A 23,012-nucleotide genomic window follows, 5' to 3' on the forward strand; every position below is an offset into this window, starting at 1 on the left:
GGCCGATGCCCCGGCGGGGCGGGGCTGGGCGGCCGTACCGCGCCGCGGTGTGCGTGCCGGCCGCTGCCGCCCCGGCCGTGGTGGGCTTGGCGGCGCTACGCCGCGCCGTGGGGGCAGGCGTGCCGTCCTGCGGAACGCCTGCCCCCACCTCGGCTGAGCGGGGCCGGGGTGCGCCCGCCGGGGGAGGGTCAGTACAGGGCCAGGTCGATTTCGTCGTCGCTCATGCCGGCGATCTCGTCGATCAGGCGCCGCTCCACCTCCAGGGCCAGCGCTTCGACCGTCGGATGGTCGAACAGGTCCCGCACCTGCACCGCGCAGTCGAACGCCGCCCGCAGCCGCGACGCCGCCGCGACCGCCCGCAGGGAGTGACCGCCGAGGGCGAAGAAGTCGTCGTGGACGCCGACTTCGGGAATGCCGAGCACCTCGGCCCAGATCTGGGCCGTCACCACCTCGGTCGGGGTCCGCGGCGGCACCGCCGCCACCGCGGCCGGCAGCTCCGGATCGGGCAGGGCGGCCGCGTCCAGCTTGCCCTGCACCGTGCGCGGCAGGGCGGCCATGAGGACGAAGAACGACGGCACCATGTAGCCGGGCAGTTCCGCCCGGCACCACGCGGCCAGCTCCTCCGCGTCGAGCCCATCCCCCGCCGCGTAGCCGACCAGCGTGCGGTCCCCGCGCGGAGCGCGCACGAGCACCGCCGCCGCGTGCACCCCGGGATGGCGTTCCAGGACCGCCTCGATCTCGCCGAGCTCGATCCGGAAGCCGCGGATCTTGACCTGGTGGTCCGTCCGCCCGAGGAAGTCCAGCTCCCCGGACGGCAGCCGGCGGACGATGTCGCCGGTGCGGTAGAGCCTGCCGCCGCCCCCGGCCGGGTCGAAGGGGTCGGGGATGAAGCGTTCGGCCGTCAGGGCTGGCTGCCCCAGGTAGCCGCGCGCCAGCTCCGGCCCGCCCACCAGGAGTTCACCCGGCACGCCCACCGGCACCAGCTGGTCGTGCGCGTCCACCACGTACAGCCGGCGCGCACCCCAGGCCGTGCCGATCGGCACCCGCCCCTCCACCGGCCCGGTGACCAGGTGGGAGCTGCAGGAGATCACCGACTCGGTCGGGCCGTAGGTGTTCTGGAACGGTACGTCGGGCAGGCGCGCGAACCAGCGGGCCAGCGGCGCCGACGGCAGCGTCTCACCGCCGGTGACGGCCAGCCGCAGGCTCTTGAGGTCCCCGGCGACCGCCTCGTCGGCGTCGACCCGGGCGATGATCTCCTCCCAGTAGGAGGGGGTGGCCTCCATGACGGTGACGCCCTCCGCCCGTACCCGGGCGGCGAGTTCCTCCACCGACCACACCTCGTCCGGCCGGATCACCACCGTCGCCCCGGTCGTCAGCGCGGGCAGCACCTGCTCCAGCGAGGCGTCGAAGGAGAACGAGGCCAGGTTCATCACCCGGTCCGCGTCGGTGAGGCCGAACCGCTCCCGGGTGGTCAGCGCGTGCGCGGCCACCGCGTGGTGCTCGACCGCGACCGCCTTGGGCCGGCCGGTGGAACCGGAGGTGAAGATGACGCAGGCCAGGGCCCGCGGATCGGGGGTGTGGCGGGGTGCGTCCGGTGCCGGCCCGACCCCGTCGAAGGAGACCGCCGGCACGCCCAGCCCGGCCGCGAGGCCGGCGGTCGCGGATTCGGTGACCACGCACCGCACCCCGGCCTGCTCGACCATGTACCGCAGCCGGTCCTCGGGCAGCTGCGGGTCCAGCGGCACGTACACCCCGCCGGCCCGCCAGACGGCCGCCATCGCCGCCACCGAACGCACCCCGCGGCGCAGGCACACCCCGACGGGGACCTCCGGACCCGCCCCGGCCGCGGTGAGCGCCAGCGACAGGCCGCCGGTCAGCGCGTCCAGTTCGCCGTACCGCAGGGAGTCGTCCCCGCAGACCAGCGCCACCGCGTCCGGCTGACCGGTGATCGCGTACGGCGGCACCTGCGCCACCGTGGTGTCCCCCTGCACGCCCGGCGGGACCGCGGTCAGCGCCTGGTACTCGGCCGGGGAGAGCAGTTCCAGCCGCCCGACCCGCACGGCCGGGTCCGCGAGCACGGATTCCAGCACCCGGCCCACGTGTCCGGCGAACCGGGTGACCGTGGCGGGGTCGAACAGGTCGCTCGCGTACTCGACGTTCAGCGCGAACCGGTCCGGGTAGAGCAGGAAGGTCGCCGTCAGGTCGAACTTGGCGGACCCCCAGGGCAGCGGGAAGTACTGCACGTCGAGCCCGGGCACCCGCGGGCCGCCCGTCGCGCTCTCCTGTACGTCGAACATCACCTGGAAGAGCGGGTTGCGGGCGGGGTCGCGCTCCGGCCGCAGCTGCTCCACCAGCCGTTCGAAGGGCACCTCCTGGTGGTCGAAGGCGCCGAGCACCGATTCCCGGACCCGGCCGAGGTACTCCTCGAAGGTCGGCTCCCCGGTCAGGTCGCCGCGCAGCACCACCGTGTTGACCAGCAGGCCGACGAGCCGTTCCAGCTCCAGCCGGCCGCGCCCGGCGACCGGCGTGCCGACCGCCACGTCCTGCTGCCCGGACCAGCGGCCCAGCACCACCTGGGTCACGGCCAGCAGCACCATGAACCGGCTCACCCCGTACCGGCGGGCCAGCGCGTCCAGGCCGTCGGCGAGCTCCGGAGCCAGGTCCACCTCGACCGCGCCGCCCCGGCCCGACCAGCCCGCAGGGCGCGGCCGGTCGGTGGGCAGCTCCAGCACCGGGACCCCGGCCAGGGCCCGCTCCCAGTAGGCCAGTTCCTCCTCCATCGCCCCGCCGGCCAGCCGGTCGCGCTGCCAGACCGCGTAGTCCCCGTACTGCACGGGGACCGGCGGCAGCCCGGACGGGCGGCCTTCGGTGCGGGCCGCGTACGCGGCGGACAGTTCGCCGATCACGATGTCCTTGGACCAGCCGTCGGTGGCGGCGTGGTGGAAGGCGATCACGGCGACGTGGTCGCGCTCGCCGAGCTCCCACACCCCGGCCCGCAGCAGCGGCGGTCCGGCCAGGTCGAAGCGGCGGGTGGCGAAGGCGACGGCCAGCTCCCGGACCCGGTCCAGCCGCTCCTGCCCGCCGTCAATTCCGTCACCGCCGTCACCGCCGTCACCGCCGGAGGCCACCGGGCCCGCGGCCGGGGCCTGCTGCCAGTCCACCGGCACGCCGATCCCGTCGAGGACCCGCTGGACGGGCCTGCCGTCCACCTCCACCAGTGCGGTGCGCAGCACCTCGTGGCGGGCCACCACCTCGTCCAGGGCGCCCTGCCAGGCGTCCCGGTCGAGTCCGCCGTGCACCCGCCACGAGTACCAGAGCACGTACTCGTCGCCGACGTCGGACATCCGGTCCAGGAACCACATGCGCTCCTGGGCGAAGGACAGCGGCAGCGGGCCGGAGCGGTCCACCGGCACGACGGTGTCGGTGCCCGCCTCCCGGGCCGCGGCCACCACCGGCCCGAACTCGCGGATCCGCGGGTTCTCGAACAGGGTGCGGAGCTCGACCTCGCGGCCGAGGCGCTCGGCGATCCGGGACACCGCCATGGTGGCGAGCAGCGAATGCCCGCCCAGGTCGAAGAACCCGTCGTCGATGCCGACCCGGTCCACGCCCAGCACCTCGGCCCAGATCTCGGCCACGACCCGCTCGGTGGCGTCCCGCGGTGCGATGAACTCGGCGCCGCCGAGGGCGGCCGACCGGTCCCGGTCCGCGGACGGGGCCGGCAGCGCGGCCCGGTCGAGTTTCCCGGAGGCGTTCAGCGGCAGCGCGTCCAGGACGACCCAGTCCGCGGGGACCGCGTGGTGGGGCAGCCGGTCGGCGCACCAGGCGCGCAGGGCGGCGGGCTCCGGCGGGGTGGCTCCGGGCGCGGCGACCAGGTATCCGGCCAGCGCGGTGCCGCCCGCGGCGTCCGGGACGGCGGCGACGGCCGCCGCGGCCACGCCGGGGCATTCCCGCAGCACCGACTCGACCTCGCCGAGCTCGATCCGGAACCCGCGGATCTTGACCTGGTCGTCGGTACGGCCCAGGAACTCCAGGGCGCCGGAGGGCAGTCGGCGGACCAGGTCACCGGTGCGGTAGAGGCATCCGCCGGGCGGCCCGAACGGGTCGGGCACGAAGCGTTCGGCGGTCAGCGCGGGCCGCCCGAGGTAGCCGCGGGCCAGCTCGGGGCCGCCGATCAGCAGCTCGCCCGGGACGCCCTCGGCGACCGGCTCACCGTACCCGTCCACGACGTAGGTGCGGCGGGAGCCGAGGGAGCGGCCGATGGCGATGGGCCCGCCGGTTGCGTCCAGGTCCTGGGTGGTGGCGGTCACCGTGGTCTCGGTCGGGCCGTAGGCGTTGACGACCCGGGCGTGCGGTACGGCGGCCAGCCAGGCGGCCAGCGCGCCGGCGGGGACGGCCTCCCCGCCGAGGATCAGCAGGCGGAGGGCGGCCAGGCCCGTCGGGGCGGGGCTGCCGGTGGCACGGGCGGCGGTGCCGGTGCCGTCGCGGTCGTCGAGGGAGAAGGCGAGTTCGGCCCAGTAGGTGGGCGGAAGGTTGAGCACGGTGATGCCGTGCTCGGCGACCACCTCGGCGACCTTGGCGGGGAGCCACTGCTCGTCCGGGCGGATCACCACGGTGGCGCCGCAGCCGAGGGCGGTCAGGAGCTGGTCGAAGGAGGCGTCGAAGCAGAAGGAGGAGAAGGCGAGGACGCGGTCGGCGGGGGTGATCCCGAACTCTGCGCGGGCTGCGGCGACGTGGGTGTCGAGGGCGCGGTGTTCGACGCCGACGGCCTTGGGGCGGCCGGTGGAGCCGGAGGTGAAGATGACGTAGGCGAGGTCGTCGGGGGCGGCGTCGGCGGCCGGAGCGGCCGCTTCGGCGGTGCCGGGTTCCGGAGCCGGGGCCGCGGCCGTGGCTCCGGGGGGGCCGGAGCTACCGGCTGAGCCGGGGGCTGCGGATGAGGCGGACGCCTGCCCACGACGGGCAGGGACGCCCAGGCTCTCCGCCACGGCGGCCGTGTCCTCGTCGGTGATGACGAGCTTGAGGCCGGCCTCTTCCGCCATGAAGCGGAGGCGGTCTTCGGGGAGGGTGCGGTCCAGGGGGACGAAGACGGCGCCGGTGCGCCAGACGGCGGTCATGGCCGCCACCGCCGGGATGCCGCGGCGCATGCAGACGCCGACCGGGGTGCCCGGCGTGATCCCGGAGGACTTCAGGTCCGCCGCCAGGCCGGCCGTCAGGGCCTCCAGTTCGGCGTAGGTGACCGACTCCTCGCCGCAGATCAGGGCGGTGGCCTCCGGGTCGCCCGAGACCGTGAAGCGGGGGGCCGGCCCCTCGGCCGGGGCTTCGGCACGGCCGGCCAGGGCCAGCAGGCGGGCGCGTTCGCGGCCGGGCAGGGGGGCGACCCGGGCGGTCAGCTCGGCCAGCGGCCGGTCCGGTTCCGCGACCACCGCGCGCAGCAGCTGCACGTACCCGTCGGTGAACTGCCGCATGGTGTCGGCGTCGAACAGGGTCGTGGCGTACTGGAGGCGGGCCGCGATGCCGCCGTCCGCCGCCAGGCCCAGGTCGAGGAACACGTCCAGCGGGGTGCCGCGGAGCGGCGTCCGGACGAGCGAGGCGTCCAGGCCGTCCAGCCGGGCCGGCTCGGGCACGGTGTTGAGGAGGGTGAAGGAAGCCTGTGCGAGCGGGTGCCGGGACAGGTCCCGCTCACCGCCGACCACGGCGGCCACCCGGTCGAAGGGGGCCTCGCAGTGCGAGAAGTCCTGGAGGGCCCGCCCGCGCACCCGGCCCAGCAGCTCGCCGAACGTCGGCCCGCCGCCCAGGTCGGTCCGCAGCACGATGGTGTTGACGAACGGCCCGATCACGTCCGCGACCCCGGCCTGGCCGCGGTCGGCGAGGGTGGTGCACACCGCGATGTCGGACCGGCCGGAGTAGCGGCCCAGCAGGGCCTGGTAGACGGAGAGCAGCAGCATGTAGCGGGTCGCGCGGTGGGTGCGGGCCACCCGGTCGACCTCGCCGACGAGCTCGGCCGGCAGGTGGAACCGTACGACGTCCCCGGAGCCGTCCCAGAAGGCCGGGCGGGGCCGGTCGGTGGGCAGGGCGAGCGGGGACACCCCGGTCAGCCGGTCCCCCCAGTACCCGAGCAGGCGTTCCATCCGGGCCCCGCCCAGCCGCTCGGCCTCGGCGCGCGCCACCTCGGCGTACTGCGTCCCGGGCGCCGGCACCTCCTCGCCCCGGTAGCCGGCGGCGAGTTCGCGCAGCAGCACGTCCCAGGACCAGCCGTCCACGGCGATGTGGTGCACCACGACCAGCAGCAGGTGCTCCTCGGGGCCCAGCCGGGCCAGGGTCACCCGCATGGGGTGCTCCGCGGCCAGGTCCAGCGGCCGGGACAGCTCCCGCTCGAACAGCTCCTCGGCGCTGTCCGCCCGGGTCCGTACGACGGTGACCGCACCCGGCGCGTCCACCGTCGGCACCGGCTCCCCGTCGACCGCGACGAACCGGGTGCGCAGCACCTCGTGCCGGTCCGCGATCCCGGTCAGGGCGCGTTCGAGCGCCGGTACGTCGAGTGCGCCGCGGATGCGGAGCGCCAGCGGCAGCAGCGAGTCCTCGGACCCCCCGGCCAGCTGGTCGAGGAACCACAGCCTGCGCTGTGCGAACGATGCCACCCGGTCAACCATCTGTGCCTGCCCCTCCACGCGGTGTTTTCCCCCACACTGCTGGCCGGGCGGCCCGCCCAGTAGGGAAGAAGACGCAGCGGCGGAAGCGGAAGAGCAGGGAAGAACGCGCAACGCAGGCTCGGGGAAAGCGCTACGGCGGCCCGCCCGGCGGGGTCCGAGCCCCTCCGGGTGTGCCGCCGTCGCGCTTCCCCCCGCCCCGGGACCCCTTGCCCGCCCCGCCTACCGCTCGTCGTCCACCGCGACGAACCGCAGCTCGGAGGTGTAGCTCTCGCCCCGGTCGTCGGTCAGCCAGACCTCCTCCGGGGAGGGCAGCATCTCGGTGATCACGGCCCTGCCGTCCGGGTCCTTGCGGGCCAGCCGGCGCAGCGCCTTGGCGAGGATGTTGACGTAGACCGGGCTGTCGAAGTCCACGTAGAACGGCCGTGTCTCGGTGGGCAGGACCGCGAACACGAAGCGGGGCAGCCCGTGTTGCTCGCGCCACCGCCGGCCCCGTACAAACCGCTTCGCCTCGTCCTTCTCGTCGGCGAAGGCGGCGCCGGAGGCGGGCAGCCGCCAGGTCTCCCGGGCCACCACGAGCCGGTCGACGGTGACCCGCGGCGAGTGGTCCGTGCCGTCCGGCAGCAGCTGGAACAGGTCCATCGCCAGTGTGGTCAGGACGTGCGAGAACACGTCCACGGCGGCGAACTCCGCACCGTCGGGCAGTACCACGCGCAGCTTGCCGTCCCGTTCGGTGACGGTCACGTCGGAGCTGAGGTGGGTGCGCGGACGGGCCGGGTCGGCGGTGAAGTCGAGCAGGGCCACGTGGTGGTCCTCGGGCCGCACCAGGGCGTGCCGGATCCGGGCGGAGAGCCGGGAGCGGTGCTCCTTGGGCAGCAGCGGCAGCAGCCGGGGGCCGGGGTGGTCCCGGTCGGTGAGCCGGTGCAGTTCGGCCGGGTCGGGGTGCTGGTTGACGAACAGGGAGGCGCCGAGGGTGTTGGCGGCCACGTGGAGTTCGCCCAGGACCAGTTCGAAGTCCCCGCGGGCCACCGCGTCCGCACCGGACGCGGCGATCATGATGTCCGGGCTGAGGTAGCGGGCCGCCGTCCATCCGGCCCCGGAGGCTGCTGCGGCTCCCTCCCGCCCCTCCGGACCGCCGAAGGCCGCCGCCACCGGCCCCGCGATGTCGTCGAGGGACAGCCGGACGTGCCGTTCACCGGGTGCCGGTGCCACGATCCGGTCCCACCGCGCCCGGAACTCCTTCTGCAGCGCTGCCGCGTCCGACCGGGCCGCCCCGTGCAGGACCGGCATGCAGGCGAACCAGAACGCCGCCAGGTCCACCGGGCCCCGCCCGGCCAGTCCCGCGTACACCTCCTTCGCCCGCGCCATCACCGATTCCGCGAGCCGGGCGGTCAGCCAGCCCGCACTGGTCAGCAGCGGCTCCAGCGGGGCGAGCGCCTCCCGCACGGAACGGCCCAGGGTGGCGGTCGCCGCCCGGCGGCAGTCGGAGTACACCAGGGCCCGGCAGGGCGCCGTCCCGGCCGATTTCTCGCGGACCGCAGCCGTCTCCGTGAGCGCGGTGAACTCCTGCTCCAGGGCCGTCAGTTCCTCGACCAGGCGGTCGGCGTCGGCGGCGTCCGAGGCGGCCCGGACCCGGTCCCGGCCGGCCTCCAGCGCGTCCAGCGCCGCCAGACCGCGCCGGCGCGGCTCCGGGTCACCGACCCGCTCCAGCCACTGCCGCAGCCATCGCTCGGGCCGGGCGTCCGCGGGCACCTCCAGCCGCCACACCGCCCAGCGGCGGGCCACCAGGCCCTCCAGGGCGGCGTCCACGTCGACCTCCGGGAGCGCGGCCCGGATCTCCCGGACCGGCCGCACCCCGTCGCACAGCGCCAGTACGGCGGCCTCCCCGGCCCCGGCCTCGACGGGCGGGCGGCCCGGCACGGACACCCGCCGCCCGTCCGCCCGTACGAAGGGCACCCGGCGCGGCGCGATCCAGTCGCGGGCCGCCGGGTCGGCGTCGACCAGGGCGGCCAGCGCGTCCACGGCCCAGCTGGCGAAGTACACCTCGGTGGCGGCGGTCAGGCCGGTGCCGGGGTCCACCGCCACCCCGTCCGCGGACGGGTCCCAGCGGCCCCAGCCGACCGGCCCGAAGAAGCCGATGGTGTCGTTCTTGACGCAGAACCGCTGCCAGTAGTGCGCGACGAGTTCCTCGCGCTGCCGCGGCATGCTGGTGCGGCCGGCGGCGCTGGGCGTCCAGTTGAGGAACGGGGTGATCCCGGAGGCCAGCACCGGGCGGTTCTGCCAGGCCACCGCCTCCCGGAAGGCGGGCAGCCGGGCGATGTCCTGGAGGACGTGCGCGGTCTCCACCGAGGCGTGCGCGAACACGTCGGCGAAGTCCCGCCAGCCGTCCCCGTCGAGGGGCTCCTGCGGCCCGAACTTGTCGGCGGCCGGGGCCAGCCCGTCCGGGGCCAGCCGCAGCACCCCGCGGGCCGGGAAGCCGGGTCCGCGCAGTGCGAACTGCTCCCAGAGCCGCCAGCGTCCGCCGGGCAGGTACACGTCGGTCATGGCCTGCCCCTCACACCCGGACGAGGTCGGACTCGACGACCGCCGCGAGGTCGGCCGGCGTGGGGTAGGCGAAGACCAGCGCGACCGGGACCTCCGTGCCGAGGGCCTCCTCCAGGCGGGCGGTGATCCGGAAGGCGGTCAGCGAGTCGCCGCCCCACTCGTAGAAGTCGCTGTTCTCGTCCAGCGCGTCCACCCCGAGGGTCTCCCGGTAGGCGTCGGTCACCAGCGAGGTCAGGTCCTGGGTCGTGGTCATGGGGGTCCTCCTGTGGGTTCGTGGGTCGTCTGCCGTGCAGTTGGTCGTCGTGCGGTGAGCCGATGGCGTCGCCGCGGCCGTGCAGGCCGTGCAGGCCGTGCCGGCTGTCTCGGTCGTGTTGGCCGTGCCTGTCGTGCCTGTCGTGCCTGTCGTGCCTGTCGTGTCGGTCGTGTCGGCCGGGTTGGCCGTTCCGGTCGCGTCGGCCACGTCGGCCACGTCGGCCGTGTTGGCCGTGTTGGCCGTGCTCGTTGTGCTCGCGGTCCTACTCGTGCTTGCCGTGCTCGCCGCGGTCGCCGTTCCTGCCGTGCTCGGCGAGGTCCCCGGCCGCCGCGGCCAGTGCCTCCGCCGTGTTGCCGCCCGAGACGACGGCGACGGCCCGCCCCGCGTCCCGGCCCGCGCGCAGCGCCCCCGCCAGGGCGACCGCCCCGCTGGGTTCCGCGGCCACGCCGCGGCGCCGCAGCAGCGCCGCCGCCGCGAGGACCTCGGCGTCGGACACGGCGATCAGTTCGTCGACCCGGTCGCGGACGATCGGATAGGTCACCACGCCCGGCGCCTGTGCGCGCAGCCCGTCGGCGACGGTGTCGCTGGGCGCCAGCCGTACCGGCCGTCCGGCGGCCAGCGAGCGTGCGTACCGGGGGGTCGCCGCGGGTTCCACGCCCACCACCCGCACGGGGTGCTCCCGGGCGGCCAGGCACACCCCGGCCAGCAGCCCGCCGCCGCCCACCGGGACGTACAGGGTCCGTACGTCGGGCACTTCGGCGAGGATCTCCCGGCCGACGGTGCCCTGCCCCGCCACCACCAGCTCGTGGTCGGAGGACGGCACCAGCAGTGCCCCGGTCTCCTTGGCCAGTTCCTCGGCGCGGGCGTCCCGGTCGGCCACCCCGCCCGACACGCTCACCGTACGGCCGCCCAGGGCGCGGATCGCGGCGGCCTTCACCGGGCTGGCGCCGGCCGCCAGCACCACCGTCACCTCGATGCCGAGCGGCCGGGCCAGCCGGGCCAGGGCGAGCCCGTGGTTGCCGGAGGAGCCGGCGACGATCGCGCCCGCCCCGAGCGCGAGCACCGCGTTCGCGGCACCGCGCAGCTTGAACGAGCCGCCGTACTGGAGGTGTTCGGCCTTCAGCAGCAGCCCCCAGCCGGACCTGCGGCGGCCCGGCGCGGGCAGCCCCGGCAGCAGCGGGGTGCACCGCACGTGCCCGGCGATCCGCGCCGCGGCCTCGGCCACGGCCCCGGCCGCCACGGCGAGGGAGGACGGTCCCGGGGGTCCCGGCGGAACCGCTGCGGACACCCGCGGGGTGTCCGGGCCGCCGGACGACGGCGCAGGTACCGGCGAAGCCGCCTGCGCCGCAGGCCGCGCCCGCCGCGGAGCGGGCACGCGCGCCCCCGCCGGCGCGCACCCGGGTCCGCCTCCGGGGCCGGACCCGGCAGCGGATCCCGCGGCCGGCCGCCGACCGGGCGCCGACAACGGCGCCGCCCCGGATGCGGACCCTGACACGGGAGTGGCAACGGACCCGGGCGCGGAGACGGAACCGGTCACGGAGCCGGGGACGGGTGAGGGAACGGGCGCGGACACGGACCCGGGGGCGGAGGTGGGAACGGGCGCGGAGGCGGACCCGGTCACGGATCCGGTCACGGATCCGGTCACGGACCCCGTCACGGCCCCGGACCTGGACACGGCCCCGGCGACGGATCCGGGAACGGGCGCGGAGGCGGACCCGGGCGCAGGCGCCGGGACGGACACCGGTACGGGCGCGGCGACGGGCGTCGGCACCTCCGCCGGGCGGGGCGGGCGCAGGACGGACCCGGTGCGGTTCATCGGCGGCCTCCGGTCTCGGTCAGGGCACGGCGGTCCGCCTTGCCGCTGCGGGTGGTGGGCAGCCGGTCCAGCCGCTCGAACCGGCGCGGCATCAGGTGCGGCGGCAGCGTGCTGCCCAGGTGGGTGCGGAGCGCCGCGTCCGGGGTGTCCGCCAGGTCACCGGTCACATGGGCGACCAGGAACACGCGCCCCTGCCCGTCCGTGCCGGGCGTCACCACCGCCCCCGTCACCCCGGGGTGGGCCAGCAGGGCGCCCTCGACCTCCGCCGGGTCCACCCGGTAGCCGCGGATCTTCAGCTGCCTGTCGCCCCGGCCCAGGTACTCCAGGTTGCCGTCCGGCAGCCGCCGGGCCCGGTCACCGGTCCGGTACATGCGCGCCCCCGGCGGCCCCCACGGGTCCGGCACGAAGCACTCGGCGGTCCGTCCCGGCCGCCCCCGGTAACCGCGTGCCACCCCGACGCCGCCGATGTGCACCTCCCCGGCCTCCCCCTCGGGGACCGGCGCCAGGGCCGCGTCCAGCAGGCGTACGGCGACCCCGTCGATCGGGGTCCCGACCAGGTCGGCGCGGGTGTCCGGGTCGGCCGGGACGGCGTACCGGGTGGAGGTCATCGTGCACTCGGTGGGCCCGTACTGGTTCACCAGTGCCCCGCTCAGCAGGGACCGCCCGCCGGCCGCCAGGAACGGCCGCAGCGACTCCCCGCTGGACACCACCAGCCGTACGCCGGGAGGCAGTCCGGCCGCTCCCGGCTGACCGGCCAGGAAGGACAGGAAGGACGGCGTCACGCTGAGCAGGGAGTTCACCCCGTGCTCCCGTACGGTGGCGGCGAACTCCTCGGGCCGCAGCAGTGCCGAACGCGGTACGAGGACCAGCCGGCCGCCCGCGAGCAGCGGAGCGAAGGTGTCCCGGACGGAGGCGTCGTAGCCGGCCGGGGCCAGCTGCAGGGTGACCGTGTCCGGCCCCAGCCCGTAGGCGCGGACCACGAACCGCAGGTAGTTGTCCAGGCCGCGGTGCTCCACCAGCACGGCGCTGGGCTCCCCGGTGCTGCCCGAGGTGTGGCTGACGTACGCCAGCGTCCGCCCGTCCGGGGGGCCCGCCGGGCCCGGGCCCGGCGGTACCGCGCCGGGCCGGTCCAGCAGCACCGGCTCCCCGGGCACCAGCGGGGCGAAGCGGGCGGCGCCGGCCGAGGTGGTCAGCAGCAGGTCCGCGCCGCCGCTGCGCACCAGCGCGGCGAGCCGGGCCGGGGGCTGTTCCACGTCCAGGCCGAGGAAGGCCGCGCCGGAGCGCACCACGGCCGCCAGGGCGACCACGGCGTCCACGCCGCGTTCCACGGCCACCGCGCACACCGTCTCCGGGCGGGCGCCGCGGGCGTGCAGCAGCAGGGCGAGGGCCTCGATCCGGGCGGCCAGGGCGCCGTAGGTGACGTCGCCGCCCGGGGTGGTGACCGCGATCCGGTCGGGTGTGCGGCGGGCGTGCGCGGCGATGTCGTCGACGAAGGTGCGCATCACGCCTCCCGGGGCGGCTCTGCGGGAGCCTGCCCGAGCGCCGTCTGGTCCACGGCCACGAAGCGCAGCTCCGAGGTGTACGTGCGGCCCTCGTCGTCGGTCAGCCAGGCCTGCTCCGGCGTCGGCAGCATCTCGCTGACCTTCAGCCGGGCCCCGGGGTCCTTGCGGGCCAGCCGGCGGGCCGCCTTGGCGAGGATGGTCACGTACACCGGGCTGTCGAAGTCCACGTAGAAAGGCCGGGGTTCGGTCGGCGAGACCACGAACACGAAGCGCGGCAGGTCGTGTTCGCGCTGCCAGTGCCGGGCCCGTACGTACCGCTTGGCCTCGGACTTCTCCTCCGCGAAGGCGAGTTCGGACACCGGCAGCGACCAGGTCTCGCGGGCCACCACCATCTTGTCGATGCTGATCCGCGGGGTGTGCTCGCCGCCGGGGCGGAGGGTGAACTTGTCCATCACCCGCTGGGTGAGGGTGTTGGCGTACACGTCGAGCACGTCGAAGGCGGCGCCGTCGGGCAGGACCGCGACCAGCTTCCCGGCCCGTTCCTCCACCGCCACGTCCGCACCGAGCACGGTGCGGGGCCGGTGCGGGTCGCCGGTGTCGTCGATCACGGCGACGTAGTAGTCCTCCGGCCGGTCCAGCGACGGGCGGCTCCGCGTCGACCAGCGCAGCGGCAGCTCCTTGGGGAGCTGCGGGAACAGCCGGGGGCCGGGGAAGTCGCGGCCGGTCTCGGCCAGCAGCTCGTCGCGGTCGGGGTGCTGGTGGACGAAGAGGGAGGCGCCCATCGTGTTGAGCGCGCAGTGCATCTCGCCGAGGACCAGCTCGAACTCCCCGCGGGCCACGGCCGCCCGGTCCTCGGCGACGACCAGCACGTCCGGGCTGAAGTAGCGGGCCAGCGACCAGCCGGCGCCCGGCTCCTCGAACTCCTCGCGGACCCGCTCGGCGATGTCCGCCGAGGACACCCGGACGCTGCGCGCGCCGTCCGGCACGTCCAGGATCCGGGCCCACTTGGCCCGCAGTTCGGCGTGGGCCTCGTCGATGATCCGGCCGGCCTGCGGGTGCGGGGACGGGAGCGTGGCCATCCACAGCTGCCCCAGGTCGACCCGGCCGCCGGGGCCGGCCGCCGCGCGCAGCGTCCCGTACGCCTCGCCGATGAGGGCGCCGATGGCCCGGGTGACCCGGTTGGTCATCCAGCGGGCCGCCGTCAGGCACAGGGCGAGCGGGGTCAGTTCGCCGAGCAGGCCGGTGCCCAGGGTGGCGGTGGCGGCCCGGCGGGCGTCGGAGTACACCAGGCCCCGGCAGGGCGCGGTCCGCGAGCCCTTGGAGCGCTGTGCGTCGGTCGCGGTCAGCGCGGCGAAGTCCGCCTCCAGGGCGCCGATCGCGGCGGTGAGGGCCTCGGCGTCGAGCCCGGCGTCCGCCACCGCGTCCCGCCCGCGCTCCAGGACGGCGAGTTTCGCCAGGGCGGGCTCCCGGACCTCCGGGTCGCCGATCCGGCTCAGGATGGCGCGCAGTTCCCGGTCCGGGTGGGTGCCCGACGGCACGTCCAGCCGCCAGTACGCCCACCGTTTGGCGACCAGGGCTTCGACCGCGGCGGTCGCCGCGTCCGCGGTGAGGCCGGTGGCGGCGGCGATCCCGGCCACCGTCCGCCTGCCGTCGCAGAGTTCGAGCACGGACCGCAGCACCGGGTCGATGTCCTGGGGCGGCCGCCCGGGCATGTTCACCCGGGCACCACGGCCGGCGCCGTTGTCACTGCCGTTGTCGCTGCCGTCACCGTCGATGCGTACGAAGGAGACCCGGCGCGGCGGGATCCAGGCGCGTACCGCCGGGTCCGCCCCCAGCGTCTTGGCGAGCGCGTCGATCGCCCAGCTGGCGAAGTACACCCGGGAGTCGGCGAGGAAGCCGGAACCGGGGTCCACGGCGATGTCCCGGGTGCCGAGGTCCCAGCGGCCCCAGCCGACCGGCCCGAAGAAGCCGATGGTGTCGTTCTTGACGCAGAACCGCTGCCAGTAGTGCGCGACGAGTTCCTCGCGCTGCCGCGGCATGCTGGTGCGGCTCTCGGCGGTCGGCGTCCAGTTCAGGAACGGCGCGATGCCGGTGCGCAGCACGGCAGGGTTCTGCCAGGCGACGGCGGCACGGAACCGGGGCGAGGCGGCGATCTCCTGGAGCCGGACCGCGGTGGCCACGGCGCCGGAGCCGAAGGACTCCGCGAAGGCGTCCCATTCCTGCCCGGCGAGCGGATCCCCGGGCCCGAACTTGTCGGCGGCGAGCGCCAGCCCGGGTGGGGCCATGCGCAGCACCCCCTCGGCGGGGAAGCCCGGCCCGCGCAGGGCGAAGTGCTCCCACAGGCGCCACCCCCCGCTGGGCAGATGCACGTTCTCCGGGGTTTCCGGGCTCTCCGGCATGACGGAACTCCTTCCAGGCTGGCGTGGTCAGAACCCTGCCGGGGCGGACACCCGGCCGGACAGGGAAGGAGCGGCAGCATCCTCCGCCGGTCCTGCTGCGCGTTTGTCTCTGTGGCCGGCCGGTCCCGGCGGGGCACGCTGGCCCCGACCACGACAGCGGGCGAGTGCGGGAGGACGGACAGATGACTCACGGCGACGGCGACGAGGCCGGTTACCGGGTCGTGCGCAACGACGAGGAGCAGTACTCGATCTGGCGGACGGACCGGGAACTCCCGGCCGGCTGGCACGCCGAGGGGACGGAGGGCACCCGGCAGGAGTGCCTGGACCACATCGGCCGGGTGTGGACGGACATGCGGCCGCTCGGCCTGCGCCGGCGGATGGCGGACGCGGGCGTCTGACCGTCCGCCGAGGCGGGCGCGGGCGTCTGACCGTCCGCAGCTGCGGACGCGACGGCGGGACGCCGAGGGGTGGGCGGGGCCGACACGGTCCCCGCCCACCCCTCGGTCCTTTTTTGGCCCGGTGGGACGATCCTCAATACGATCCGGCGATGATCACAAGACAACGGCTGGCGGCAGGAGTGTGCGGACTGCTCGCCGCACTGGCCGTCGGACTTCCCCCCACCCCCGCCGCGGCCGACGCCCCGGCGGCGAAGGAACCCCCCAAGGTCGAACTGGTCCTCGACGTCAGCGGCTCCATGCGCGCCACCGACATCGACGGCAAGTCCCGCATGGCGGCCGCGAAGCAGGCGTTCAACGAGGTCATCGACGCCGTCCCGGACGAGGTCCGGCTGGGCATCCGCACCCTGGGCGCCGACTACCCGGGCCAGGACCGGCAGCAGGGCTGCAAGGACACCCGGCAGCTCTACCCGGTCGGGACGCTGAACCGCACCGAGGCCAAGACGGCGGTGGCCACCCTCGCCCCCACCGGCTGGACCCCGATCGGGCCCGCCCTGCTCGGCGCGGCCCAGGACCTCGAAGGCGGCGACGCCACCCGCCGGATCGTGCTCATCACCGACGGCGAGGACACCTGCGCCCCGCTCGACCCCTGCGTGGTGGCCCGGGAGATCGCGGCCAAGGGCATACACCTGGTCATCGACACCCTCGGCCTGGTCCCGGACGAGAAGACCCGCCGGCAGCTGGTCTGCATCGCCGAGGCGACCGGCGGCACGTACACCTCCGTACGGCACACCGACGAACTCTCCGGGCGGGTCAGACAACTCGTGGACCGCGCCGCGGACCCGGTCGTCAACCCCGTCGCCACCGAGGGCGGACGGCAGTGCCAGGGCGCCCCGCAGCTGAAGCCCGGCCTCTACAGCGACCGCGAGTCCTTCGGCGAGCACCGCTGGTACCGGGTGGACGTCAAGCCCGGCCAGGAACTCCGGGCCTCCGTCAGCGTCGCGGCCGACCGGGCCGTCAACAACGACTACGGCGTGCTGATCCGCGCCACCACCACCCACGGACGGGAGATCGTCCGCGGCTCGGAGGCCGGCGACGGGCGCACCGACGTGATCTCCGCCGGCCTGCGCTACCCCAAGGGCGAGGTCGACGACGAGGAGGACGAGTCGGGCTCCGGCACGGAGACCGTGTGCCTGCAGGTCAGCAACTCCTTCTCGGCGCCCGCCGGGGTCAAGACCACGCCCGGCATGCCGCTGGAGCTGACCGTCGACCTCGTCGACGGGCCCGGCGACGCCTCCGACGCGGCCTCCTTCGGGCTGGGCCGCGGCTGGTGGCTGCTGCTCGTCCTGGTACTGGCCGGGCTGCTCGCCGGCCTCGTGTGGGGCTGGCTGTCGCGCTGGCGCGTTTCCGTCTGGAGGACCAACTGATGCGGGCCGTACGCACACTGACCGCCGGCCTGCTGGCCGGGACCGCGCTGCTCGCCGGCGTCTGCGCCGGGCCGGCCCTGGCGGCGACCCCGTCGCCCGGCGCGCCCACGGACGGGTCGAAGGACTCCGCCGCCCCCACCGAGGCGGGCACCGGCTTCCGGACCGCGGCCGCGTTCCGGCCCGGCCAGAAGGCCACCGCCTCGGCCTCCACCGGCGACTACCTGTACTGGGTGGTCCCGCTGGACGCGGGCCAGCGGGCCACCGTCAAGGCCACCGTCACCCTGCCCGAGGCGGCCTCCCGGCACGGCGCCTCGACCTGGCGGCTCGACGTGTACGACGGCCTGCGCCGCCGCCAGCCCTGCACCTACGGCGCGCAGACCGCGTCGGCCGCGAAGGAGGCCGGGTCGGTCCAGGTGTCCTGCACCCTGCGCACCGTACGGACGGGCGCCGAGGCATGGTCGAACGACCCGCTGCCGGGCAGCTACTACGTGCGGCTGACGGCCACCGGCGGCCCGCAGGAGGACCTGGGCCTGCCCGTGCAGGCGGCCGTCGAGGCGTCCGTGCGGGACACGGGCGGCGCCCACGCGGTGGACGGCGCCCTCGGGGCGCCGCTGGTCCCGGGCGCGGCACCGTCCTCGGGCTCGCTGCGTGAGCCCGAGGACGGCTGGTCAGGCGGCTGGTGGTCGGACCGCTGGCTCTGGACGGCGGCGGGCGGCGTACTGGCCGCGATGGCCGGCGTCTTCGGCTACTCCCTCACCCGGGGATCGGGCCGCCGCGCCTGACCCGGCCGGATCGCCACGGCCGGGGCCGTCCGGGGGAAGGAGCCCCCGGGCGGCCCCGGTGCGTTCGGACCCTCCGGCCCACGTACGCCCCCCGGCGCAGGTGGGCCGGAACGGCCGGGCTCACGGGGAGTACGGGCCTACGGGGCGCTCAGGCCCAGGGTGTAGGCGCCGGACCCGCTGTACGCGTGGACCAGGTAGCGGTAGTAGCCGGCGGTCCCGTTGTAGCTGATGTCCTCGTCGGCGCCTGCGTCACCGGAGACCGCGACGTCGACCCAGCCGGAGCCGTTCCACTTCTGCAGGTAGAGGTCGAAGTCGGTGCCGGCCGGGCCGCGCAGGCAGCCCGTGTGGGCGCCGGACGTGGCCGAGTGGTAGTACGAGCCGTCCGGCTGGACCTGGGCCTGCCCGGAGGCCAGCGTCCCGCGGTACGTGTACTCGCTGTTGTCGCAGCCGGTGGGCGGGGTGGTGGTGCCCACGGCCAGGTTGTAGGTGACCGAGTGGGTGGCCGACCCGGTGCCGGTGACCGTGATCGGGTAGGTCCCGTCGGCCGCCGAGGCGGAGGCCGCCACGGTCATGGTGGCCGACTGGCCGGAGGTCACCGAGGAGGGGCTGAAGGAGACCGTGACCCCGGCCGGGGCGCCGCTCGCGGTGAGCCGCACGGTCTGCGCGCCGCCACCCGTGGTGGAGGTGTTCACCTTGGCGGTCACCGAGCCGCCCGGCTGGACCGAGCCGGAGGCCGGGTCGAGGGCGAGGGAGAAGTCGGGCGTGTTCGTGCCGCCGCAGTCGGTCTCACCGGACTGGGCGGGGACCCGGATCGCGTCCCAGGCGGCCTTGACCGCCTGGCACTCGGCGCTGCCGTAGGTGTTCTTGGCGGAGGCCAGGGTGGCCTTGCGGGCGGCGGGGTGGTTCCAGCCGGAGGTCTTGGCGAGCAGGGCACCCATGAAGATCTTGCCGGCCTTCTGGACGCCGATGCCGGTCACCGAGGACGGGCCGCCGGAACATATGGGGCTGGCGGGCTTGCCGCCACCGGGGTTGGACCCTTCCGCCAGCAGGTAGAACCAGTGGTTCTGCGGTCCGGCGGCGGCGTGCACCTCGGTGCCCGAGGTCAGCTGGTTGTAGCAGTTGGGGTCGTTGTTGGCGAGCGAGGGGTTGTACATGTAGCGGATCGGCTTGTTGTCGCCGAGGAAGTTCAGCTTCTCGCCGACCGTGTAGTCCGGGGTGTCGTTCGGGTTGTTGGCGAAGTGCTCGGTGAGAGCGCCGAATATGTCCCCGGTGGACTCGTTCATCCCACCGTTCTCGTTGCTGTTGCCGGCGCTGCCGGGCGTCTTGTCGAAGATCTCGTGGCCGTACTCGTGCGCCACCACGTCGATGCCGGTGAGCTGGTTGGTGCCGTTCTGGTTGCGGCCGAAGGTGGTCTTGGTGCCGTCGTAGTAGGCGTTGACCTCGCCCAGGCCGGCGCGGGCGGGGACCATTCCGCCCTGCCCGTTGATCCCGTTGTAGCCGAACCACTGGTTGAGCATGTCCGATTCGCGCTGCGCCCCGTACATGATGTCCACGCAGGCAGTGACCAGGTCGTTGGCGCCGCCGTTGCCCCACGGCGAGGAGCCGGTGTACGTGCTGCCGTTCTGGCCGCCGCAGCGGAAGCCGGAGCGGTTCGGGTCGGTCATCGAGGAGGCGGCGGTGTCGATGGTGACGTTGCCGTTGTGGTAGCCGCGGCCCTCGGCGTGCCGGACCTTGTCGTTCGCCTGCACCACCTTGCCGGTGTTGGCGTCCACGTACGTGTCCAGGCCGGCCGGGGCGTTCTTCGCGGTGCGGCCGGTGACCAGGGTGTGCCAGGCCAGCACCGGCCGGCCGTCCTTGACCAGCACGGTCAGCTCGGGCTTGGTGGCCCCCTCCACGGAGGCCAGCTGTCCGCGGGCGGTGGCCTCGGCGGCGGCCGCCGAAACCCTGTTGCGGGTCGACAGGCCGAGGGCCGGGGCGGGGGCCGCGGTGATGTCGCGGACCTTGCCCGCGCTGTCCGCGAGCACCACGGCGTCGCCGCCGCCGTGCACCGGCAGACCGCGGTAGGTGCGCTGGTACGCGGTGTAGAAGAGGCCGTTGGCCCACGGGGTCACCGAGGTCCGTACGAGCTTCTCGTCGGCGCCGTGGCGGAGGGCGTCGAGGCCGTTCGCGGCCGCGGTGTCGGCGGCGGCGAGGGCGAGGGACCGGCCGCGCTCGGGGGGCGCGGGCTGCGGCTGCGGGGATGCCGCCGAGGCCGTTCCGGCGACGACGCCGGCCAGGCTCGCGGTCAGCGCGAGGGCTGCCACGGCCGCCGTCATTCTGGTGCGCTGCAACGTCTGCTCCGATCAGGTGGGGGGAGATGGTGGGTCGCGCCGAGTATCAGCGTGTGCATGACCAGACAGGGACATCTCTGCAGGCATAAGACCGGGGTTATGGTGCGCCGCCCGCACCTTGCATACGCTGCCGAAATGCAGCTGGAGTTGAGACATCTGGAGGCCGTCTGCCGGATTGCGGAAGCGGGCAGTCTGGGGCGGGCGGCGACCCGGCTGGGGGTTTCCCAGCCGGCGCTCTCCGCCCAGCTGCGCCGGATCGAGCGGGTCGCCGGCGGCGAGCTGTTCTTCCGCGGCCGCAACGGCGTCGAGCCCACCCCGCTGGGGGAGTTCGTCCTGGAGCGGGCCCGCCGCGTCCTGGGCGAGATGGACGCACTGGCCGCCGGCGCGCGGGCCGTCGCCCAGGCCGCCGGGCCGCTCCGGCTGGGCTGCATCCTGCTCGTCCTGGTCGACGAACTCCTCCGCCTGCTCGACAACATGACGGACGGCCAGGGGATCTCGGTGGAGCTGGAGCACTCGGTCACGGTGCTCACCCGGATGCTGGGAAACGGCCAGTACGACGTGATCGTCTACGGCGAGGTCGGCGACCACGAGGTCCCGCTCCCGGAGGGCACGCTGGCCCGCACCCTGATCGCCCGGGAGCCGTTCTGCGTCCGCCTCGCCGAGACCCACCGGCTGGCCGGGCGGCAGCGGATCGACCTCGCCGACCTGGCCGGGGAGCCCTGGATGACCCTGGTGGAGGACGACGACGGCGGCCCCGAGGCACTCGTCGCCGCCTGCGCCCGGGCCGGCTTCACCCCCGATCTGCGGCACCGCATCACCGACCGGAAGATGCACTACGACCTGGTCGCCGCCGGCCGTGCGGTCTCCCTGACCCAGCCCACCGCCCCCGCCGCCCCCGGCACCGTCCTCCGCCCCCTGACCGGCGACCCCGTCACCGGCCGCATCCGCCTCGCCTGGAACCGCTCGGCCGTCTCCACCGCCCAGGCCGCCCTCCTCTACGGCGCAGCCGGCCGCGCCTACCTGGCGAACCTCGACAACAACCCGTTCCACCGCACCTGGTGGGACGCCCGCCCGGAACTCCACCCACGACTGGACCCGTAACCCTCGGCGACGCGCAGACGGCACAGCGCGGCAATCAGTCGAACGCCCGCCCGATCCGCCCCCCGACCGCCCCGCCCCCGACCGCTCCGGCCACCCCCAGCCCCAACCCGATCAGCACCAGCGCCACCCCACCCGTCGCAACCCCCAGCCCCACCACCACCCCCGTCCCGAACGCCGCCAGCGCCGTCCCGCCCACGAACGACCCGGCAGCCCTGCCCTGCGTCTCCCGCCGCCCCGGCCCCCGCGCCGTCACCACCTCGGCCGTCGTCAGCGCCGCGCCGAGCACCAACAGCGCCTTGCCCGCGAACCGGAGCCCCTTGCCGACCGCACCGGCCAGCGGCGCGCCCTCGGCCTGGTTCGCGGTCACCGAGAGGATCTCGGGCCCGCGCGGACCGGCACCGGCCGCGAGGTCCAGGGCCACCAGGACCTCCTGTTCCGCCGCGAGCCCGGCCTTCCCGGTCCGGGCGAGGATCTCGTTGACCCGGACGACGTCCTTCGGGTCGATCCGCACCCGCACCACGTACGTACGCGACCTGGCCACCGGCGGCAGCAGCTTGAGGTTCTCCGCCGTGGGTTCGAGCTCGGTCAGCGAGATCAGCGGACTGACCGCGGTGGCGTTCTCCACGGCGTGCGCGGAGGTGACCACCCTGAGCAGCGCGGCCTCCTCCGCAGTGAGCGCGCCCACCCCGCCGGCCTTCAGCCGGGCGGCCAGCCGCGACAGGTCGCCGGGCTGTACGCCCTTCCGCCTGAAGTACTCGAAGCCCTTGATCCGCTCCCCGATGTCACCGGCCTGGTCCAGCCGGGGCCTGAGTTCGCCCGCCCCGGGGTGGACGAACCGGGTGTACACGTTCGGGGCCCCCGGCGCCCCGGAACCGGGCAGCGGATCCACGTACCGCAGCGTGGAGAGCCCCGCGGAGGACAGCGCCCCGGTCGCGTACGGCAGCACCTCGCCGGCCGCGTCCGGATCGAGATCGGTGCCGGGCCCCGGCCCCGACGGCGGCGCGTAGGCGAGCGGCGCGACGATCTCGTAGGTCACCCCGACCGGGACGACCTGCTCGCCGCCCGCCCGGGCCGCCGCGTCCGGAGCCGCACCCGGCCCGGCACCCGGCCCGGCCGACGGCCCCGGAGCGGCGCCCGCTCCCCCGGCCGGTTCCGGGGCGGCGGTACCGCCTCCGGCCGCCGCCCGGTACCGGGCCAGCAGCGCGTCCCGTTCCGCGCCCAGCCGCAGCAGTTCCGCCTGCGGCAGGCTCCGGTCGGCCGACTTCCTTTCGTTCTCCAGCAGTTCCCGTTCCAGGTCCGCCGTCCCCGGCAGCGGCTGCCGGCGCAGCACCGGCCCGGCGGCACCCCGTCCCCGCCCCTGCTGGTGCTGGGCCACGTGGGCCAGTTCGTGGGCCAGCAGCCTGCGGCGGCCCGGCGCGTCCCCGGACCGGTCCGACCGGCCCAGGACCACCTGGTCGCCCACCGTGAACGCCCCGGCCCCGACCGAAGCCGCGGCCGCCTCGGCGGAGGTCCCGCTGTGCACCCGTACCCGCGACAGGTCCAGCCCCAGCCGCGAGCCGAACACCTCCAGGTCCGTCCCCGTTCCGCCCGGCGAGGGACGTACGTGCTCCGGCACCAGCAGCCCGGCCAGCCGCTCCGCCTCGCGCTCCAACGGGTCGTGGACCGGCCCGACCACGGATCCGGCCGCGGATCCGACGGGCTGCGGCAGCGGCACGTGCCGCGCCGGTGTCGGCACCTCCCGGGCGCCCCGCAGTCCGGTGCTCACCTCGTGCATCGGCGCCTCCCGGACCGTCCCGAACCGTCGACCGCGTCGGCCCGC

General features: G+C 75.5%; 12 protein-coding genes. 4 read left to right on the plus strand and 8 right to left on the minus strand.

Annotated elements, in window-relative coordinates; all coding sequences use genetic code 11:
- Window positions 1-188: 188 nt before the first annotated feature.
- The 6 genes from AB0O36_RS01445 to AB0O36_RS01470 all read right to left on the minus strand — a co-directional run bounded on the left by AB0O36_RS01445 (window position 189) and on the right by AB0O36_RS01470 (window position 15,158).
- Window positions 189-6,635, minus strand: coding sequence for an amino acid adenylation domain-containing protein (locus tag AB0O36_RS01445; protein WP_365102361.1), 6,447 nt, complete (start codon window positions 6,633-6,635; stop codon window positions 189-191).
- 231 nt (window positions 6,636-6,866) lie between these two features.
- Window positions 6,867-9,188, minus strand: a complete 2,322-nt coding sequence (locus AB0O36_RS01450; protein ID WP_365102364.1) for a lantibiotic dehydratase — start codon at window positions 9,186-9,188, stop codon at window positions 6,867-6,869.
- Window positions 9,189-9,198: 10 nt separating this feature from the next.
- Window positions 9,199-9,441, minus strand: a complete 243-nt coding sequence (locus AB0O36_RS01455) for an acyl carrier protein (RefSeq protein WP_365102367.1) — start codon at window positions 9,439-9,441, stop codon at window positions 9,199-9,201.
- Window positions 9,442-9,703: 262 nt separating this feature from the next.
- Window positions 9,704-10,729 (minus strand): pyridoxal-phosphate dependent enzyme, encoded by a 1,026-nt coding sequence (locus tag AB0O36_RS01460; protein WP_365102370.1) that lies wholly within the window; start codon window positions 10,727-10,729, stop codon window positions 9,704-9,706.
- Window positions 10,730-11,253: 524 nt separating this feature from the next.
- Complete coding sequence (locus tag AB0O36_RS01465; RefSeq protein ID WP_365102372.1) at window positions 11,254-12,759, minus strand: amino acid adenylation domain-containing protein; 1,506 nt, start codon at window positions 12,757-12,759, stop codon at window positions 11,254-11,256.
- Window positions 12,759-15,158 carry a lantibiotic dehydratase gene (locus AB0O36_RS01470; RefSeq protein ID WP_365102375.1) on the minus strand — a complete coding sequence of 800 codons (2,400 nt, stop codon included), beginning with the start codon at window positions 15,156-15,158 and terminating at the stop codon, window positions 12,759-12,761. The genes AB0O36_RS01465 and AB0O36_RS01470 overlap by 1 nt, the downstream gene beginning before the upstream one ends.
- 182 nt (window positions 15,159-15,340) lie before the next feature.
- Here AB0O36_RS01470 and AB0O36_RS01475 point away from each other — a divergent pair, with 182 nt between their 5' ends.
- The 3 genes from AB0O36_RS01475 to AB0O36_RS01485 all read left to right on the plus strand — a co-directional run bounded on the left by AB0O36_RS01475 (window position 15,341) and on the right by AB0O36_RS01485 (window position 17,762).
- On the plus strand, window positions 15,341-15,556 hold the full coding sequence (locus AB0O36_RS01475; protein WP_365102378.1) for an MbtH family NRPS accessory protein: 216 nt from the start codon (window positions 15,341-15,343) through the stop codon (window positions 15,554-15,556).
- A 149-nt stretch (window positions 15,557-15,705) separates the two neighbouring features.
- Complete coding sequence (locus tag AB0O36_RS01480) at window positions 15,706-16,980, plus strand: VWA domain-containing protein (RefSeq protein WP_365102381.1); 1,275 nt, start codon at window positions 15,706-15,708, stop codon at window positions 16,978-16,980.
- Window positions 16,980-17,762, plus strand: a complete 783-nt coding sequence (locus AB0O36_RS01485) for a hypothetical protein (protein ID WP_365102383.1) — start codon at window positions 16,980-16,982, stop codon at window positions 17,760-17,762. The genes AB0O36_RS01480 and AB0O36_RS01485 overlap by 1 nt, the downstream gene beginning before the upstream one ends.
- A 137-nt stretch (window positions 17,763-17,899) precedes the next feature.
- Here the strand turns inward: AB0O36_RS01485 and AB0O36_RS01490 are convergent, their stop codons facing one another.
- On the minus strand, window positions 17,900-20,092 hold the full coding sequence (locus AB0O36_RS01490; protein WP_365102386.1) for a M4 family metallopeptidase: 2,193 nt from the start codon (window positions 20,090-20,092) through the stop codon (window positions 17,900-17,902).
- A gap of 135 nt (window positions 20,093-20,227) precedes the next feature.
- On the opposite strand from AB0O36_RS01490, the gene AB0O36_RS01495 reads away from it, so the two are divergent.
- Window positions 20,228-21,193 (plus strand): LysR family transcriptional regulator, encoded by a 966-nt coding sequence (locus tag AB0O36_RS01495; protein ID WP_365102389.1) that lies wholly within the window; start codon window positions 20,228-20,230, stop codon window positions 21,191-21,193.
- A gap of 34 nt (window positions 21,194-21,227) precedes the next feature.
- Here the strand turns inward: AB0O36_RS01495 and AB0O36_RS01500 are convergent, their stop codons facing one another.
- Complete coding sequence (locus tag AB0O36_RS01500; RefSeq protein WP_365102391.1) at window positions 21,228-22,967, minus strand: DUF4157 domain-containing protein; 1,740 nt, start codon at window positions 22,965-22,967, stop codon at window positions 21,228-21,230.
- Window positions 22,968-23,012 lie beyond the last annotated feature (45 nt).

Origin of the sequence: Streptomyces sp. NPDC089799 (genome assembly GCF_040684755.1) — a bacterium.
Classification (GTDB): Bacteria; Actinomycetota; Actinomycetes; order Streptomycetales; family Streptomycetaceae; genus Streptomyces.

Excerpts from the sequence above, each read along its gene's own strand:
- AB0O36_RS01450 (WP_365102364.1), bottom strand. The coding sequence starts at position 9,188 with ATGACCGACGTGTACCTGCCCGGCGGACGCTGGCGGCTCTGGGAGCAG.
- AB0O36_RS01455 (WP_365102367.1), bottom strand. The coding sequence starts at position 9,441 with ATGACCACGACCCAGGACCTGACCTCGCTGGTGACCGACGCCTACCGG.
- AB0O36_RS01465 (WP_365102372.1), bottom strand. The coding sequence starts at position 12,759 with ATGCGCACCTTCGTCGACGACATCGCCGCGCACGCCCGCCGCACACCC.
- AB0O36_RS01470 (WP_365102375.1), bottom strand. The coding sequence starts at position 15,158 with ATGCCGGAGAGCCCGGAAACCCCGGAGAACGTGCATCTGCCCAGCGGG.
- AB0O36_RS01475 (WP_365102378.1), top strand. The coding sequence starts at position 15,341 with ATGACTCACGGCGACGGCGACGAGGCCGGTTACCGGGTCGTGCGCAAC.
- AB0O36_RS01480 (WP_365102381.1), top strand. The coding sequence starts at position 15,706 with ATGATCACAAGACAACGGCTGGCGGCAGGAGTGTGCGGACTGCTCGCC.
- AB0O36_RS01485 (WP_365102383.1), top strand. The coding sequence starts at position 16,980 with ATGCGGGCCGTACGCACACTGACCGCCGGCCTGCTGGCCGGGACCGCG.
- AB0O36_RS01495 (WP_365102389.1), top strand. The coding sequence starts at position 20,228 with ATGCAGCTGGAGTTGAGACATCTGGAGGCCGTCTGCCGGATTGCGGAA.
- AB0O36_RS01500 (WP_365102391.1), bottom strand. The coding sequence starts at position 22,967 with ATGCACGAGGTGAGCACCGGACTGCGGGGCGCCCGGGAGGTGCCGACA.